This is a genomic window from Streptomyces sp. NPDC127098 (assembly GCF_042722465.1).
GTDB classification, from domain to species: Bacteria; Actinomycetota; Actinomycetes; order Streptomycetales; family Streptomycetaceae; genus Streptomyces; species Streptomyces millisiae.
The window spans coordinates 95,137-111,614 of the sequence record NZ_JBHXFJ010000020.1; the positions used below are offsets into that span (position 1 = coordinate 95,137).

18 protein-coding genes are annotated in these 16,478 nt (G+C 73.3%); 4 read left to right on the top strand and 14 right to left on the bottom strand.

Translation table 11 applies throughout. The features are described 5' to 3' along the window. Positions 1 to 186: 186 nt before the first annotated feature. From kdpC to dut, 7 genes are all read right to left on the bottom strand, one after another. Positions 187 to 798, bottom strand: coding sequence for a potassium-transporting ATPase subunit KdpC (gene kdpC / locus ACFWI8_RS15605; RefSeq protein ID WP_387090851.1), 612 nt, complete (start codon positions 796 to 798; stop codon positions 187 to 189). Between the two features lie 8 nt (positions 799 to 806). Beyond that, positions 807 to 2,900, bottom strand: a complete 2,094-nt coding sequence (kdpB, locus tag ACFWI8_RS15610; protein WP_387090854.1) for a potassium-transporting ATPase subunit KdpB — start codon at positions 2,898 to 2,900, stop codon at positions 807 to 809. Further along, a complete protein-coding gene (kdpA, locus tag ACFWI8_RS15615) occupies positions 2,897 to 4,561 on the bottom strand; it encodes a potassium-transporting ATPase subunit KdpA (protein WP_387090857.1) in 1,665 nt (554 codons plus the stop codon). Before kdpA ends, kdpB begins: the two co-directional genes overlap by 4 nt. A gap of 12 nt (positions 4,562 to 4,573) precedes the next feature. Next, positions 4,574 to 4,663 carry a K(+)-transporting ATPase subunit F gene (gene kdpF / locus ACFWI8_RS15620; RefSeq protein ID WP_311604384.1) on the bottom strand — a complete coding sequence of 30 codons (90 nt, stop codon included), beginning with the start codon at positions 4,661 to 4,663 and terminating at the stop codon, positions 4,574 to 4,576. 214 nt (positions 4,664 to 4,877) lie between these two features. Further along, positions 4,878 to 5,195, bottom strand: a complete 318-nt coding sequence (locus ACFWI8_RS15625; RefSeq protein ID WP_387090861.1) for a DUF6343 family protein — start codon at positions 5,193 to 5,195, stop codon at positions 4,878 to 4,880. Positions 5,196 to 5,265: 70 nt separating this feature from the next. Next, entirely contained in the window at positions 5,266 to 6,036 is a 771-nt protein-coding gene (locus ACFWI8_RS15630) for a DUF3710 domain-containing protein (RefSeq protein ID WP_387090864.1), read from the bottom strand. A gap of 1 nt (position 6,037) precedes the next feature. Then, positions 6,038 to 6,553 carry a dUTP diphosphatase gene (gene dut, locus ACFWI8_RS15635; RefSeq protein WP_387090892.1) on the bottom strand — a complete coding sequence of 172 codons (516 nt, stop codon included), beginning with the start codon at positions 6,551 to 6,553 and terminating at the stop codon, positions 6,038 to 6,040. A gap of 72 nt (positions 6,554 to 6,625) precedes the next feature. Here dut and ACFWI8_RS15640 point away from each other — a divergent pair, with 72 nt between their 5' ends. After that, a complete protein-coding gene (locus ACFWI8_RS15640) occupies positions 6,626 to 7,078 on the top strand; it encodes a DUF3093 domain-containing protein (protein WP_311604379.1) in 453 nt (150 codons plus the stop codon). A gap of 20 nt (positions 7,079 to 7,098) precedes the next feature. Here ACFWI8_RS15640 and ACFWI8_RS15645 read toward each other — a convergent pair whose 3' ends face one another. From ACFWI8_RS15645 to ACFWI8_RS15655, 3 genes are all read right to left on the bottom strand, one after another. Further along, on the bottom strand, positions 7,099 to 7,398 hold the full coding sequence (locus tag ACFWI8_RS15645) for a DUF4193 domain-containing protein (RefSeq protein ID WP_052851347.1): 300 nt from the start codon (positions 7,396 to 7,398) through the stop codon (positions 7,099 to 7,101). A gap of 272 nt (positions 7,399 to 7,670) precedes the next feature. Continuing rightward, positions 7,671 to 8,897 (bottom strand): sensor histidine kinase, encoded by a 1,227-nt coding sequence (locus tag ACFWI8_RS15650; protein ID WP_387090868.1) that lies wholly within the window; start codon positions 8,895 to 8,897, stop codon positions 7,671 to 7,673. Positions 8,898 to 8,990: 93 nt separating this feature from the next. After that, on the bottom strand, positions 8,991 to 9,644 hold the full coding sequence (locus ACFWI8_RS15655) for a response regulator transcription factor (RefSeq protein WP_387090871.1): 654 nt from the start codon (positions 9,642 to 9,644) through the stop codon (positions 8,991 to 8,993). 349 nt (positions 9,645 to 9,993) lie between these two features. Between ACFWI8_RS15655 and ACFWI8_RS15660 the strand changes: the two genes are divergently transcribed. Then, on the top strand, positions 9,994 to 10,167 hold the full coding sequence (locus ACFWI8_RS15660) for a hypothetical protein (protein WP_311604375.1): 174 nt from the start codon (positions 9,994 to 9,996) through the stop codon (positions 10,165 to 10,167). Between the two features lie 99 nt (positions 10,168 to 10,266). On the opposite strand, the gene ACFWI8_RS15665 is transcribed toward ACFWI8_RS15660, so the two are convergent. The 3 genes from ACFWI8_RS15665 to ACFWI8_RS15675 form a co-directional block, all read right to left on the bottom strand. Then, entirely contained in the window at positions 10,267 to 11,109 is an 843-nt protein-coding gene (locus tag ACFWI8_RS15665; RefSeq protein WP_387090894.1) for an inositol monophosphatase family protein, read from the bottom strand. Positions 11,110 to 11,152: 43 nt separating this feature from the next. Next, the gene (locus ACFWI8_RS15670; RefSeq protein ID WP_387090875.1) at positions 11,153 to 12,280 is read right to left on the bottom strand and encodes a ferrochelatase; all 1,128 of its coding nucleotides are present in this window, start codon (positions 12,278 to 12,280) and stop codon (positions 11,153 to 11,155) included. An 80-nt stretch (positions 12,281 to 12,360) separates the two neighbouring features. Further along, complete coding sequence (locus tag ACFWI8_RS15675) at positions 12,361 to 13,095, bottom strand: hypothetical protein (protein ID WP_387090878.1); 735 nt, start codon at positions 13,093 to 13,095, stop codon at positions 12,361 to 12,363. A gap of 449 nt (positions 13,096 to 13,544) precedes the next feature. Here ACFWI8_RS15675 and sepH point away from each other — a divergent pair, with 449 nt between their 5' ends. Further along, positions 13,545 to 14,552: a septation protein SepH gene (sepH, locus tag ACFWI8_RS15680; RefSeq protein WP_387090881.1), complete on the top strand. Its 1,008-nt coding sequence runs from the start codon at positions 13,545 to 13,547 to the stop codon at positions 14,550 to 14,552. A gap of 18 nt (positions 14,553 to 14,570) precedes the next feature. Here the strand turns inward: sepH and ACFWI8_RS15685 are convergent, their stop codons facing one another. Continuing rightward, positions 14,571 to 15,410: a sulfurtransferase gene (locus tag ACFWI8_RS15685; protein ID WP_387090884.1), complete on the bottom strand. Its 840-nt coding sequence runs from the start codon at positions 15,408 to 15,410 to the stop codon at positions 14,571 to 14,573. A gap of 121 nt (positions 15,411 to 15,531) precedes the next feature. Here ACFWI8_RS15685 and ACFWI8_RS15690 point away from each other — a divergent pair, with 121 nt between their 5' ends. Beyond that, on the top strand, positions 15,532 to 16,260 hold the full coding sequence (locus ACFWI8_RS15690; protein ID WP_387090896.1) for a VOC family protein: 729 nt from the start codon (positions 15,532 to 15,534) through the stop codon (positions 16,258 to 16,260). Positions 16,261 to 16,478: the final 218 nt, after the last annotated feature.

Here is a 16,478-nt window from a genome sequence, read left to right on the forward strand (position 1 = left end):
CGACTCGGCGGGCCGATGGCCCACGGCGGCTCCGCCGCCGGGCCCCCCGGCCAGCGCCGCGCGAGGCCACCTGCCAAGGGCGGGTGGGTGGGCGCGGCACCGCACGGCACGGCCGCAAGGCCCGACCCCGGCGGCTGCGCCGCCTGGTCGGGCCGGCGGCCAACGCCAAGCGCCAAACGAAGGGGGCTACTCCCCGCCCGCCGTGACAACAGCCCGCAGAGCCACGTTCAGCTCCAGCACATTGACCCGTTCGTCGCCGAGGAAGCCCAGGTCGCGTCCTTCCGTGTGGTCGGCGACCAGCCGCTCGACGCGGTCCGGGGAGAGCCCGTTCGCCGAGGCCACCCGGGCGACCTGGATCTCCGCGTAGGCCGGCGAGATGTGCGGGTCGATCGCCGAGGCCGAGCCCGTCACCGCGTCCGGCGGTACCGCCGACTCCGGCACGCCGTTGAAGGCGGCGACCGCCGCGCGCGTCTCCTCGACCGACGCCAGCAGCGTCGGATCGCTGGCGCCCAGCTGGCTTGAGCCGGTCGCGGTCGGGTCGTAGCCGCTGTTGGAAGGGCGTGGCTGGAACCAGCGCGGGTCGGGGTCGCCGTTGGCGTCGTTCCAGGTCTGGCCGATCAGCGCCGAGCCGACGTCCCGCCCGTCGGCCTGGACCGGCGAGCCGTCGGCCCGGTCGCCGAACGCGGCCTGGGCCACGCCCGTGACGGCCAGCGGGTAGAGGACGCCGGTGACCACGGTCAGCACCAGCAGGGCCCGGAGCGCGGCCCAGACGGTGCGCAGGGGGGTTCTGATGTTCATGTCGAGTGTCACCCGATCCCAGGGAGCAGTGAGACGAGCAGATCGATCGCCTTGATGCCGACGAACGGGGCGATCAGGCCGCCGATGCCGAAGACGCCGAGGTTGCGGCTGAGCAGCTGGTCGGCGCCCAGCGGCCGGTAGGCGACGCCGCGCAGCGCGAGTGGCACCAGGGCCACCACGATCAGCGCGTTGAAGACGACGGCCGACAGGATGGCCGACTCGGGCGAGGACAGCCGCATGATGTTGAGCGAGTCGAGGCCCGGAGAGGCGACGGCGAACATCGCCGGGATGATCGCGAAGTACTTGGCGATGTCGTTGGCGATCGAGAACGTCGTCAACGCGCCGCGGGTGATCAGCAGCTGCTTGCCGATCTGCACGATGTCGATCAGCTTGGTGGGGTCGGAGTCCAGGTCCACCATGTTCCCGGCCTCCTTGGCGGCCGAGGTGCCGGTGTTCATGGCGACGCCGACGTCCGCCTGGGCCAGGGCCGGGGCGTCGTTGGTGCCGTCGCCGGTCATGGCGACCAGCCGGCCGCCGGCCTGTTCCCGCTTGATCAGGGCCATCTTGTCCTCCGGCGTGGCCTCGGCGAGGTAGTCGTCGACGCCGGCCTCCGCCGCGATGGCCTTGGCGGTGCGGGCGTTGTCGCCGGTGATCATCACCGTCTTGATGCCCATGGCCCGCAGCTGTTCGAAGCGCTCGCGCAGTCCCTCCTTGACGACGTCCTTGAGGTGGACGACGCCGAGCACCCGGGGTCCGTCCGCGACCAGCAGCGGGGTGCCGCCGCCGGCGCTGATGGACTCGACCGTGCCGAGCGTGGCGTCCGAGACCGTGCCGCCGAGTTCGACGACCCAGCCGGTGACGGCGCCGACCGCGCCCTTGCGGATGCGCCGGCCGTCGGCGTCGACGCCCGACATCCGGGTCTGGGCGGTGAACGGGACCCAGTCGGCGTCGGTCAGGTCGTCGCGGTCGCGGGCCGGCCGGCCGTACTCCGCCACCGCCAGGGTGACGATGGAGCGGCCCTCGGGGGTCTCGTCGGCCAGCGAGGACAGCTGGGCGGCCTCGGCCAGCTCCTCCCGGGTGACGCCGGCGGCCGGCAGGAGTTCGGCGGCCCGCCGGTTGCCGTGCGTGATGGTGCCGGTCTTGTCCAGCAGCAGGGTGGACACGTCACCGGCCGCCTCGACGGCCCGGCCGGAGGTGGCCAACACGTTGCGCTGCACCAGTCGGTCCATGCCGGCGATGCCGATGGCGGAGAGCAGCGCGCCGATGGTGGTGGGGATGAGGCAGACCAGCAGCGCGGTGAGGACCACGAGCGACTGCTCGGCGCCGGCGTAGACGGCGAACGGCTGGAGGGTGACCACGGCCAGCAGGAAGACGATGGTCAGGCTGGCCAGCAGGATGTTGAGGGCGATCTCGTTGGGTGTCTTCTGCCGGGCCGCGCCCTCGACCAGGGAGATCATCCGGTCGAGGAAGGTCTCGCCTGGCCTGGTGGTGATCCGGACGGTGATCCGGTCGGAGAGCACCCGGGTGCCGCCGGTGACGGCCGAGCGGTCGCCGCCGGACTCGCGGATGACGGGTGCCGACTCCCCGGTGATGGCGGACTCGTCGACCGAGGCCACGCCCTCGACCACGTCGCCGTCGCCGGGGATCACGTCGCCGGCCTCGCAGACCACGAGGTCGCCGACGCGCAGCGCGGTGCCCGGCACCCGCTCCTCGTCCCCGCCGGCGTCGACGAGCCGGCGGGCGACGGTGTCGGTGCGGGCGGCGCGCAGCGAGGCGGCCTGGGCGCGGCCGCGCCCCTCGGCGACGGCCTCGGCGAGGTTGGCGAAGAGGACGGTGAGCCAGAGCCAGCCGGCAATGGCCCAGCCGAACACGTCACTGGGTTCGGCGGCGGCCAGCACGGTGGTGAGCGCCGAGCCGATCAGCACGACGAACATCACCGGCGACCTGACCATGGCGCGCGGGTCCAGCTTGGTGAGCGCGCTGGGCAGCGAGGACCACAGCAGCTTCGGATCGAAGCCGCCGCGGGCCACCCGGGCCCCCGGGTGGGCGGGGTGCCGGTGCCGGGCACCGGCCTCGGGGCGGGCGGGGGTGGTGGTGCTCACGCTGCGAGTCCTTCCGCGAGCGGGCCGAGGGAGAGCGCCGGGAAGAACGTCAGCCCCGCGACGACCACGGCGGTGGCCACCAGCAGGCCGCTGAAGAGCGGCCGGTGGGTGGAGAGGGTGCCGACGGTCACGGGGACGCGGCGCTGCCCGGCGAGCGAGCCCGCCAGCGCCAGGACGAACACGACGGGCAGGAATCGGCCCAGCAGCATGCAGATGCCGAGGGTGGTGTTGAAGAAGTCGGTGTTGGCGGCCAGGCCGGCGAAGGCGCTGCCGTTGTTGTTGGAGGCCGAGGCGTAGGCGTAGAGGACCTCGGAGAAGCCGTGTGGCCCGGTGTTGGTCATGGACTCCTCGCCGTCGCCGAGCCCCATGGCGAGGGCGGTGCCGATCAGCGTGAGGGCCGGGGAGACGAGGATCGCGCAGGCGGCGAGCTTGATCTCGCGGGTGCCGATCTTCTTGCCCAGGTACTCGGGGGTCCTGCCGACCATCAGGCCGGCGATGAAGACGGCGATCACAGCCATGATCAGCATGCCGTAGAGGCCGGAACCGACGCCGCCCGGGGCGATCTCGCCGAGCACCATGCCGAAGATCAGCACGCCGCCGGAGAGTCCCTGGAAGGAGTCGTGGAAGGAGTTGACCGAGCCGGTCGAGGTCATGGTGGTGGAGACCGCGAACAGCGAGGAGCCCCCGATGCCGAAGCGCTGCTCCTTGCCCTCCATGGAGCCGCCTGCCGCCTGGGAGGCGGTGCCCGGCGCCTGGTGCTCGACGATGGTGACGGCGATGACGCCGGCCAGCCAGATGACGCCCATCGCGGCGACGACGGCGTAGCCCTGCCGCACGTTGCCGACCATCCGGCCGAAGGTGCGGGGCAGCGAGAACGGGATGAGCAGCAGCAGGAAGATCTCCAGGAGGTTGCTGATGCCGTCGGGGTTCTCGAAGGGGTGGGCGGAGTTGGCGTTGTAGAAGCCGCCGCCGTTGGTGCCCAGGTTCTTCACCGCCTCCTGGGAGGCGACCGGGCCGCCGGTGATGTGCTGGGTGGCGCCGGTGAGGGTGGTCACCTCGTGGCCGCCGGAGAAGTTCTGGACGGCGCCGAGCGCCACCAGCACGATCGCGGCGAGCACGGAGATCGGCAGCAGGACGCGGACGGTGCCGCGCACCAGGTCGGTCCAGAAGTTGCCGAGCTCGCCGGTGCGGAATCGGACGAAGCCGCGGACCAGGGCGATGGCGACGGCCATGCCGACGGCGGCCGAGAGGAAGTTCTGCACGGCGAGGCCGCCGGCCTGGACCAGGTGGCCCATGGCCGATTCGCCGGAGTACGACTGCCAGTTGGTGTTGGAGACGAAGGAGACGGCGGTGTTGAAGGCCTGGTCGGCGGGGATGCCGGCGAAGCCGAGCGAGAGCGGCAGCAGGTCCTGGACCCGCAGCAGCAGGTAGAGGAAGAGCACGCCGACGGCGGAGAAGGCGAGCACGGAGCGCAGGTAGGCGGTCCAGCTCATCTCGGCGTCGGGGTCGGCGCCGACGCAGCGGTAGATCAGCCGCTCGGCGCGCAGGTGCTTCCTGGAGGAGTAGACGGCGGCCATGTAGTCGCCGAAGGGGCGGTGCACCAGGACGAGCGCCACGACGAGGGCGGATATCTGGAGCACGTCGGCCAGGGGGGTGCTCATGGTCGGCGGCCCTCAGAATCTCTCGGGGAAGAGCAGGGCGAGGACCAGGTAGCCGAGGAGGCCGGCGGCCACGCAGAGACCGACGATGTTCTCGGCGCTCACAGCTTGGCCACCCCGCGGGCGGTGAGGGCCACCAACGCGAACCCCGCGAGGATGACCAGGACGAAGACCAGGTCGGCCATCGGTTCTCCTGAACGAGTGGTCTGACACTTACTCGCTCAGGGAACTCCTGTTCGCGGCCGCCGCGGCGTTCGTTGACGACACCCTGATGACGGACGTGCCGTCGTTGACGGGGTCCGTATGCCAAGGGTCGCTTCTAGGGTGCTTCGCCCCGGTCCTGCTCGTTCTGCTCCTCGTCGCGCGCCTCCCGGCGGCGCCGCAGCAGGATCGTCAGGTCGGTCGCGGCGGCCAGGGTGAGGACCGCGCACCCCACGGTCAGCGCGATCAGCGGGCCACGCCCCGGCGAGGAGTGCGGGCCCGAGGCGCCCAGCCAGATGGCGAAGGCGACCGTGGCGGCGGCGAACAGCGGGGTGAAGATCGCGGACAGCAGGATGCGCAGCCGGATGTCGCTGTACGCGGTGATCGGCTCGGTGCCGGTCCGCTCGAGGCGGTGGCGTCCTCTGCCTCTGCTCATGACGGGACCTTCCGTGACGGAGAGCCCCGAGTACCCGCGCGGGCGCCTGACACACCCGCGCGGGAGGCGCCTACCTGACCTCGGAGATCTCCGGGCCCCTGCGCAGCTTGTCGAGGCCGCCGGCGAAGCGGGAGACCTGGGCGCCGTCGGCGGCCGCCTGCTCCTGCTTCACACCGTCCGGCACCATCTGCGCGTCCTGCGGCAGCTTGAGGACGATCGGGTCACGGGGGGCCATCGGGCCGTCGCCACGGACCACCACGGTGTCCCGGAAGATCTGCTCGAGGACGCCGGCCGCCTGCGGCTGGACCGCGCCCTGGCCGGAGATCACGCCGCGCAGGAACCAGCGCGGGCCGTCGACGCCGACGAACCGCACGACCTGCATGCCGCGCTTGCCGTCCGGCAGCTGCACCGGCACCCGGGCCCGCAGCTCCCAGCCGAGCGGCCCCTCGATCTCCTCGATCACGCCGCCCTGCTGGGTGATGCCGGCGGCGATCTCCTCGCGCACCTCCGCCCAGATGCCCTCGCGCTTGGGGGCCGCGAACGCCTGGAGCTGGACCGCGCTGTCCTTGAGGACCACGGTCGCGGCGACGATCGCGTCTCCCGCGACCTCCACGCGCAGCTCCATGCCCTGCACGCCGGGCACGAAGAGGCCGCCGAGGTCCACGCGGCCCTCGGAGGGACTGCCCACCTCGCTCAGGTCCCAGGGACCGTCGGGGCGGGGCGCCGGCTCCAGCTTGACCCGGCGCACCTCCTCCTCGTCGGGAGCCTCATCGGTGGTGGCCTCGACCGCCTCCGCCGCCTCGGCCGGCTCCTCGTTCCGCTTGCGACGACGTCCGAACACGTCAGAGTCCTTTCCGGTCGGCGCTCCCGCCGGGGCCGACCGCAGCGTAGGGGTGGGTCACCAGGCCGGCATGGCCGCCCGTGGAGCCGAAACCCCCCGTGGCCCGCGCCGAATCCGGCAGCTCCGTGACCTCGTGGAAACGCACCGCCGCCACCTGCTGGACGACGAGCTGGGCGATCCGGTCGAACGGCTGGAACCGCACGGTCTCCCGCGGATCCAGATTGATCACGATGACCTTGATCTCTCCACGGTACCCGGCGTCGATGGTGCCTGGCGCGTTGACCATGGACACCCCGCAGCGGGCGGCGAGCCCGGAGCGCGGGTGCACGAACGCCGCGTAACCGTCGGGGAGGGCGATGGCCACCCCCGTGGGCAGCACCGCGCGCTCGCCCGGCGCCAGCTCGGCGGCCTGGGTGGTCACCAGGTCGACCCCCGCGTCTCCCGGATGCGCTCGGGAGGGGACGGGGACCGCCGGATCGATCCGCCGGAGCGGAACGTCCAGCGGACTAGGGCTCACAGAGTCGGCACTCACGATGCAGACCCTACCGCCGCCGACGGCCCCTGGGGACGAGCCTGCGATGCTGGGGCCATGAAGCCGTACGACGAGCGACTGACCGTGCCCGCGAGGTGGTGGCTGATGGCCCTGCTGGGCGTGCTGCTGCTGGGATTCGCCCTGGTGCCGCTGGGCCTCGTGCCCCTGTTGTGCGGCCTCGCCGCGGGCGGGGCCCTCTCCGGGGTGGCGCTGAGCGCCTACGGCTCGGCCCGGATCCGGGTGGTGGCCGGCTCGCTGGTCGCGGGCGACGCCAGGATCCCGCTCACGGCCCTGGGCGAGGCCCGGGCGCTCGACGCCGAGGAGGCGCGCGCCTGGCGCACCCACCGTGCGGATGCCCGGGCCCATATGTTGCTGCGCGCCTACATCCCGACGGCCGTCCGGGTCGAGGTGACGGATCCGGATGATCCCACTCCGTACCTGTATCTCTCCACCCGGCAGCCCGACCGCCTCACCGCGGCGCTCACCAAGGCCCGCCCGGACGCGGCCTGAGGGCACGCCCGGGCCGGCGCTCATGCCGCGCAGTCGCGGCAGATCGGCTGACCGTCCTTCTCCTTCGCCAGCTGCGACCGGTGGTGCACGAGGAAGCAGCTCATGCAGGTGAACTCGTCGGCCTGGCGAGGCAGGACCCGAACGGAAAGCTCCTCGTTCGAGAGGTCGGCGCCGGGCAGCTCCAGGCCCTCCGCCTGCTCGAACTCGTCGACGTCGACGGTGGACGCCGACTTGTCGTTCCGCCGGGCCTTCAGTTCCTCGATGCTGTCCTCGTTGACATCGTCATCGGTCTTGCGTGGAGTGTCGTAGTCGGTTGCCATTTCGTTCTCCCCCTCCGGGTGTCTGTGGTATCTCCAGCGCACGTAACGCGCGGGGGGTCGGACTTTGTGCCCGACCCGAGGCGGAGATTTTGCCTCACATCAAGTGCTGTTACTCAATCGACACCCAACCGAACGCCTGAAGAGGTGATCATCCCGGCTGCCGATCGGGCCGCTAACCGGTCAAAAGCCCGCCCACGACCGCGTGACGCCCGCCGCCCCGGGCGTCGCTATGCGATTGATCACATCTCCTTCTTTCCCGCTGTGGGGCCTGCTCAGACCGGGATGGCGACCTTCATCACCAGGCCGCCCTGCTCCCGCGGCTCCGCCCTGACATAGCCGCCGTGCGCCCGCGCCACGGAGCGGACGATCGACAGGCCGAGGCCGACGCCCTTGTCGCTGCCCGTGCGATCGGTACGCAGCCGACGGAAGGGCTCGAACATGTTATCGACCTCGTACGCCGGCACGACCGGACCCGTATTCTCCACCACCAGCAGGGCCTGCCCGGGCACGGCCTCCGTGTCCACCCGCACCCAGCCGCCCTCCGGCACGTTGTACCGGACCGCGTTCTGCACGAGGTTCAGGGCGATCCGCTCCAGCAGCACGCCGTTGCCCTGGACCTGGACCGGCCGCCGGACGCCGCGCAGCTCCACCCCGCGCTGCTGCGCCTCGCCCCGCACCTGCTCGACCGCCTGCCCGGCCACCTCGGCCAGGTCGACCGGCTTGCGGTCCACGATCTCGTTCTCGCTGCGGGCCAGCAGGAGCAGGCCCTCCACCAGTTGCTCGCTCCGCTCGTTGGTGGCCAGCAGCGTCTTGCCGAGCTGGACCAGCTCGGGCGACGCCTCCGGGTCGGAGAGCTGCACCTCGAGCAGGGTGCGGTTGATCGCCAGCGGGGTGCGGAGCTCGTGCGAGGCGTTGGCCACGAAGCGCTGCTGGGCGGTGAACGCGCGGTCGAGGCGGTCCAGCATCTCGTCGAAGGTGTCGGCCAGCTCCTTGAACTCGTCGTCCGGCGCGTCGAGTTCGATCCTGCGGTGCAGGTCGGAGCCGGCCACCTGGCGGGCGGTGCGGGTGATCCGGCCGAGCGGCGAGAGCACCCGGCCGGCCATCACGTAGCCGAAGGCGAACGCGGCCACCGCGAGGCCGAGGAGCGCGAGCAGCGAGTTGCGCAGCAGCCCGTCGAGGGCGATGGCGCGCTGCCGGTCGTAGCAGTCGGCCGCCCAGGCCTCGAACTGGTCCGTGGTGACCTGTGCCGGGGGCGCCTCGCACACCGGCGACGTGATCTCCACGTTCGCCGCGTCGCGGAACTCGAAGGGCAGCGCGTTGCCCTTGTGCAGCGCCTGGGCCGCCAGCAGGTAGATGATCGTCAGCAGCACCACGCCGGCGATCAGGAACATCCCGCCGTAGAGCAGGGTGAGCCGGATCCGGATAGTGGGCCGCAGCCAGCCGTGCGACCGGTCGCCCTCCCTGGGGTCCCACGGGGGCCTGGGTGGGGCGCTGGGCATCCGGGGCGGGGGTCGGTGGCCGGGAGGAGGCGGGAGCGGCGGTTTGGGCGGCCTAGGGGGGCCAGGGGGCGGAGACGCTGACGATGCCATGGCTCAGATCCGGTATCCCGCCCCCGGCACGGTGGTGATCACCGGCGGGTCGCCCAGCTTGCGACGGAGCGTCATCACCGTGACGCGGACCACGTTGGTGAACGGGTCGGTGTTCTCGTCCCAGGCCTTCTCCAGCAGCTGCTCGGCCGAGACCACCGCCCCGTCGCCGCGCAGCAGCACCTCGAGGACCGCGAACTCCTTGGGCGCCAGGTTGATCTGCCGGTCGTCCCTGAAGACCTCGCGGCGGTTGGGGTCGAGCCGGATGCCGGACCGCTCGAGCACCGGCGGCAGGGGCGGCGTGGCCCGCCGGCCGAGCGCCCGCACGCGGGCGATCAGCTCGCTGAACGCGAAGGGCTTGGGCAGGTAGTCGTCGGCGCCGATCTCCAGGCCCTCCACGCGGTCGCTGACGTCCCCCGAGGCCGTCAGCATCAGCACCCTGGTGGCCTTGCCGAGCCGGACGATGTGCCGGCACACGTCGTCGCCGTGGACCAGGGGCAGGTCGCGGTCGAGCACGACGACGTCGTAGTCGTTGAGGTCGACTCGCTCCGTGGCCGCGGCGCCGTCGTAGACGACGTCCACCGCCATGGCCTGGCGGCGCAGCCCGACGGCCACCGTATCCGCGAGCAACTGCTCGTCCTCCACGACGAGTACGCGCACGTCCCGATCCTCTTCTCGTGAGATCCCCTGGGCGGCGGGAGGCCCTGGCCTGGGCGCATCGGTCCCCGCCCCGCCCTCCATCCTGCACCGGGACCCCATAAACCACTGGTAAACGACCGGTGCCGGGGATCCGCTCGGATTTTCACTTCCGGTGAGGTTTCCGGCCCTGGCGGGCCGGGGAGGACAAGCGACACACACCCCGCGACCACCTTCCCCCGGCTAACGCTGGGAGGTACCCCCCTGCCGGCGGCAAGCCGCTCCGTGCTGCCGACCTGTCGGGACCCTCCGTGGCCGCACCCACCCACTGGCACTCCCCCAGTGCCACCGATCGAAGACGAGGGGGCGCACCTTGGACGCGTTCACCGCTGGAATCCTGCAGCGTATCGAGAACACCCAGTCCGATCTGCACCGCGCTCGTGAAGCCGGAGATCTGTTCACGATGGATGTGGAGCAGGCCGAGCTGGACGACCTGCACCGGTTGGCCGCCGAGTACGGCGTGGAGGTCGGGGCCAGGAGCGCCTGAGTTCCGCCACGCGCCCCACCGGGCGCCGTTGACTGCTGCCAGCGCTGAGCGCCCCCGGGAACCCCGGGGGCGCTCAGGCGTGCGTGGGCGGTGGCGGGCTCAGTCGTGCCAGGCGCCGAGCTCGTCGAGCAGCGGCTGGAGCGCGTCGAAGACGCCGGGGCTGGCGGCGACGGTGAGGTCGCCGCCCGGCGGCAGTCCCGGACGGCCGCCGGTGCGGGCCCCGGCCTCCCTGGCGATCAGGTCGCCGGCGGCCAGGTCCCAGGGCGCCAGGCCGCGCTCGTAGAAGCCGTCGAGCCGGCCGCCGGCCACGTCGCACAGGTCGATGGCGGCGGAGCCCGAGCGGCGGATGTCCCGCACCCGTGGGATCAGCCGCTGCGCCACGGCGGCCTGGGCGGTGCGCACGGTGGCCACGTAGTTGAAGCCGGTGCCGATCAATGCCTGGTCCAGGGGCGGCGCGGGGCGGGTGCGCAGCGGCTCGGGCGGCCGGCCCGCGGTCAGCCGCTCCGCCCCGCCGCCGAGCACGGCCCGGTAGGTCTCGCCGCGCATCGGCGCGGCCACCACGGCGGCCAGCGTCTCGCCGTCGGCCTCGGCGGCGATGGAGACGGCCCACTGGGGGAGCCCGTAGAGGTAGTTGACGGTGCCGTCGAGCGGGTCGATGACCCAACGCACCCCGCTGTCGCCGCCGGTGACGCCGCCCTCCTCGCCGAGGAAGCCGTCGCCGGGGCGTCGCTCGGCGAGGAAGCCGGTGATCAGCTTCTCGGCGGCGATGTCCATCTCGGTGACGACGTCGATCGGGCTCGACTTGGTCGCGGCGACCCCGAGATCCGCGGGACGCCCCTCCCGCAGCAGCCGGCCGGCCCGGTCGGCCGCCTCCTCGGCGAGCGCGAGCAGCGTGGCGGCCAGCTCGCCACGGGCGGCCTGCGGTCCTTCGGACACGTGAATGCTCCTTGTCAGGCTGAGGTCGAGCAGAGGTGGGGGCGGACGGTCAGGCGTAGGGGCTGTCGGCGCCTGCGGCGGCCGGGCGGGCGACGCGGGCCGCGCAGCAGCCCACCGGGCAGATGTCGTGGCTCGGGCCGAGCGTGCCGAGCGCACAGCGGGTCGGTGACTCGCCGCGCTCACTGGCGGCCCGCTCGAGCACCAGGTCGCGGATGGCGGCGACGAAGCGTGGGTGGGCGCCGACGGTGGCGGAGCGTACGGCCGGCAGGCCGAGCTCCCTGGCGGCGGCCAGGGCCTCGGTGTCGAGGTCGTAGAGCACTTCCATGTGGTCGGAGACGAATCCGATGGGGACCATGACGACGGCCGGCACGCTCCTGTCGTGCAGGGCGGTCAGGTGGTCGACGATGTCGGGCTCGAGCCAGGGGATGTGCGGGGCGCCGCTGCGGGACTGGTAGACGAGCTCCCAGGGGCGCTCCACGCCGGTCTCCTCGCGCACCGCCTCGGCGATGGCTCGGGCCGCGTCCAGGTGCTGGGCGACGTAGGCGCCGCCGTCCCCGTGGCCGGCCGGCGGCCCCGAGGCGTCGGCCGCGGCGTCCGGGATGGAGTGGGTGGTGAAGGCGAGGTGGGCGCCCGCCCTGACGCCCTCGGGCAGCTCGTCGAGCGCGGCGAGCACGCCGTCCGTCATGGTGCGCAGGAAGCCCGGGTGGTTGTAGTAGAGCCGCAGCTTGTCCACCCGGGGAAGCGGCAGGCCCTCGTCGGCGAGGGTGGCCAGCGCGCCGGCCAGGTCCTCGCGGTACTGGCGGCAGCCCGAGTAGGAGGCGTAGGCGCTGGTGGCCAGCGTCAGCACCCGGCGGCGGCCGTCGCGGACCATCTCGCGCAGCGTGTCGGTCACGTAGGGCGCCCAGTTCCGGTTGCCCCAGTAGACCGGGAGGTCGACGCCGTGTTCCGCGAAGTCGGCGCGGAGCGCGGCCAGCAGGGCGCGGTTCTGCTCGTTGATGGGGCTGACACCGCCGAACAGCCGGTAGTGGGCGCCGACCTCCTCCAGCCGCTCGCGCGGGATGCCGCGCCCCGCGGTCACGTTCTCCAAGAAGGGGATGACGTCGTCCGGGCCCTCCGGGCCGCCGAAGGAGAGCAGCAGGAGTGCGTCGTAGGGCTGGGTGCTGGTCACGCGGTCCATGCCTGTGATCCTGCCACCTGGCCCCGGCCGGCGGCCTCCGGGCTCGGCACCCGCCACGGCCCCGGGGATCGGCAGGACGCCTAGGGGGCGGTGGTTCCGGTGGCACCGTCCTGGCCCGGGTCCTGGCTCTCCGAGGGGGTGGGCTCAGGGCTCGGGGTGGCGTCCTGGCCGGGCGCCTCGTCGTCCTCGGGAGCCTCGGTCTCGGGAGTGGTCTGCTCGGTCGGGGTGTCGGTCTCCGGGGTGGTCTCGCCCGTCGGCTCGTCGGAGGGGGTGGGCGGCGCGGGCTGGTCGGTAGTGCCGCCGGTCGGCTCGTCCGAGGGCTCGGGCGGCGTGACGCGCTCCTCGTCCCGCTCGTCCTGGCCGGAGCCGTCCCGCTCGGTGCCACCCGCCGGCTCCTGCCCGCCGCCGGCCCCGCCGTCCAGGAGCCGGCCGACGGAGGTGCCGGCCCGGTCGTCCCCGTGCCACCAGCCGGAGAGGGCGGAGCCACTGGCCAGTTCGAGCCCGGTGACGGCGGCCATCGCCAGCAGGAAGACACCGGCGGCCGCCGCCACCCGGCGGCGGACGGCCCGCCGCGGCCGGGGCGCACGGGACGGTGACGCCTCGCGCGCGGCGGGGCGCGCGCGCAACCTGTCGAACAGGTGCTGGAATACGGCGCCGCCGGCGGTCGCGACCACACTCATCACACCGGCGCCGATCACCGTGCCGAACACCCCGAGCCCCGAGGCGAGCACCGCGCCCGCCACCGCCGCCGCCGCGCTCGCCGCGACCTGGGGGACCGTCAGCTCGACGCCTCCGCGCCGCCGTTCCGCTCCCACGCCGCCTGGATTCTTTACCCGAGGTTCCACCATTCGCCTCAATCCACACACTCTTCGCATCGTGCCCACGAAGAAGACATGTGAGGCGCGGGGATAGTTCCGATTTCAGCGGTTCTGTGAGCCTTGCCACCCAAAGGAGCGGGAGTTCCGCGTGTCAACTCCCTTGACCCGGGACAACTTCCGAAGCGCCGAACCCCACCCGGCTGGCCCTAATGGAGTAGTGTGACCACACCTGGCCTTGGCCGTCTCATGGCCTGTGCGGACACGGCGCCCGCGCCGGTCACCGCACGTGGCAAAGTGGTGACTGTGCCATAACGGCGGCTCAAGTCCATGGCCCGACACGCCGGGCAAGTCGGCAAGGTTGTGGCAGGCTGCACCCGGGCAGGTCACACTCGTCCAGCGGGAGCAGCGACGTACGTGACGTCGGCAGGCACCACCGGGAGGTCCTCGTGCCCGAACTGCGTGTCGTGGCCGTGAGCAATGACGGCACACGTCTGGTGCTCAAGGCTGCCGACAACACGGAATACACCCTTCCGATCGACGAGCGGCTGCGCGCCGCCGTGCGCAACGACCGGGCCAGGCTCGGCCAGATCGAGATCGAGGTCGAGAACCACCTCAGGCCGCGCGACATCCAGGCCCGGATACGAGCCGGGGCCACCGCCGAGGAGGTCGCGCAGTTCGCCGGCATCCCCGTCGACCGGGTGCGTCGGTTCGAGGGCCCGGTGCTCGCCGAGCGCGCGTTCATGGCGGAGCGCGCGCGGAAGACCCCGGTGCGGCGCCCCGGCGAGGCCGCGGGTCCACAGCTGGGCGAGGCGGTCGCCGACCGGCTGCTGCTGCGCGGCGCCGACAAGGACGCGGTCAGGTGGGACTCGTGGCGCCGCGACGACGGCACCTGGGAGGTGCTGCTCGTCTACCGGGTCGCCGGCGAGACGCACTCGGCCAGCTGGATGTTCGACCCGCCGCGCCGCCTGGTGCAGGCCGTGGACGACGAGGCGCGGGCGCTGCTCGGCGAGACCGACGACACGCCCGAGCCGAGCACCCCGTTCGTGCCGCGCATCGCCCGGCTGCCCCGCGAGGGCGACCGGCCGGCGGGCCGGCTCGCGCCCGCCGAGGAGCCGGACTCGCTCACCAGCCTGCTGGAGGCCGTGCCGAGCTTCAGGGGCGACCTGGTGGTGCCCGAGCCCGCCGCCGCGTCGGCGGACCCCGAGGACGACCTGGCGGACGAGGATGTGCCGGCCGAGGCCCAGCCGGGCCGCGGTCCCGCCGCCCCGGCCGCCAGCGCCGGCTCGACCTACGCGGACGTGCTGATGCCACGCTCGGTCGGCGGCCACCGCGAGCGGCTCACCGGCAACACGGACCGGCAGGCCGAGGCGGACGGTGTCCGGCCCGGCCGCCGCGCCGCCGTCCCCAGCTGGGACGAGATCGTCTTCGGCACCCGCCGCAAGAAGAAGGAGTAGCCGCCGGTCCGCCGGCCCTCAGCCCGGCTGGGGGCCGGTGGCCACCGGGCGGCTCCGGTCGGCCGTCCAGCCGCTCCAGGAGCCGGGGTAGAGCGCGGCCTCCACGCCGATCTCCGACAGCGCCAGGACCTCCTGGGCCGCCGAGACGCCCGAGCCGCAGTAGACACCCACCTCGGCGCCGGGGACCACGCCCAGCTCGGCGTAGCGCGCGGCCAGCTCGTCCGCCGGCCTGAGCCTGCCGTCCTCCCGCAGGTTCTCGGCGGTCGGGGCCGAGACCGCGCCCGGGATGTGGCCACCCACCGGGTCGATCGGTTCCACCTCGCCCCGGTACCGCTCCCCTGCGCGCGCGTCGAGCAGCACCCCCCGCCTGGCGAGCTCGGCCGCGCCGTCCGCGTCCAGCGTGGGCAGTCGGCCGGGGCGCGGCACGAAGTCGCCCTCGGCCGGGGCGGGCACCTCCTCGGTCAGCTCGCCGGCCCAGGCGGCCAGCCCTCCGTCGAGCACCCGGGTCCGCTCGTGGCCGGCCCAGCGCAGCAGCCACCAGGCGCGGGCCGCGGCCCAGCCCTGCCCCGCGTCGTAGACCACCACGTCCCGGTCGTGGCCGACGCCGGCGCGCCGCATCGCCATGCCGAACACGTCGGCGTCGGGCAGCGGATGCCGGCCGTCGGTTCCCGGCGGCCCGGCGAGCTCGGAGTCCAGGTCCACGTAGACGGCGCCCGGCAGGTGCCCGGCCGCGTACTCCGGCAGCCCGGGCGGGCCACCGAGCCGCCAGCGCACGTCGAGCAGCACGGGACGCTCCTCGGGCGGTACCCCGGGCCCCAGGGCGATCGCGAGTTCGGAGGCGGAGATCATTGCAGTCATGGCCCCATTCTCCTCGCGCGCGGTGGAGACTTGGGCGAGCAAGGGAGCCCCGAGGAGATGGAGAAGGATGACCAACACAGCGAGTCCACCCGTTCCCGGTACGCACCGCTGGGTGAGCCTGATGGTTCACGACCTGGCCGCGAGCCGACGGTTCTACGGTGGGCTCTTCGGCTGGGAGTTCGACGAGGGACCCACGCAACTCGGCGCGTACGTCCGAGCACTGCGCGACGGGCACCCGGTCGCCGGCCTCGGCGAGATCACGACGGGCGTGCGGCGGATCACGGCCTGGCTGCCGTACATCGCCACCAACGACGCTGACGCGACGGCCGCGTTGATCCGTGAGTGCGGGGGCACGGTGGCCGTGGGTCCGCTGGACGTGGACCAGGTGGGCCGCCTCGGCATCGCGGCCGACGTGGGCGGCGCGGCGTTCGGCATCTGGGAGGGCGGCCCCCGGCGCAGCGCCCGCTACCAGGGGACGGAGGGCGCCGTCTCGTGGAACGAGCTGTTCGCGCTCGACACGTCGGGCGTGGGCAAGTTCTACGAGCGGGTCTTCGGCTACGACGTGGGTCCCGAGCCGGCGCGGCCGGCGGGAAGCGACTTCCTGACGCTCCGCATCGGCTCCCGCCCGGTGGCCGGAATCCGCGGTGCGGCCGGGCAGCTCCCGCACGACAGGGGGCCGCACTGGCTGACGTACTTCTCGGTGCTCGACGTGGACGAGACGCTGGAGAAGGTGGTCGCGCTCGGCGGCCGCAGGCTGAGCGACCCGGAGACCTCGCCCTTCGGTCGCTGGGCCCGCGTCGCCGACCCTGAAGGAGCGCCGTTCGCGGTCATCGTCCCCACGAAACCGTGACCCTGCGGGGCTGAGCCGGTTCGCGCTCGGCGCGGGGATGGCCAGAACCGCGCTGCGCGCGCCCACGGCGGCTACGCCGCCGGGGCGGGTGGGTGGCGCGGCCGCCAGGCCGCCAGGCCGCCCCGGGGCGGCTGCGCCGTTGGCGCTTCGCGCCGGGGTTTCCCCCACCCGCCCGCCCTTTTCGCGCGCTGCGCGCGGTACACGGCCCGGCAGGGCCG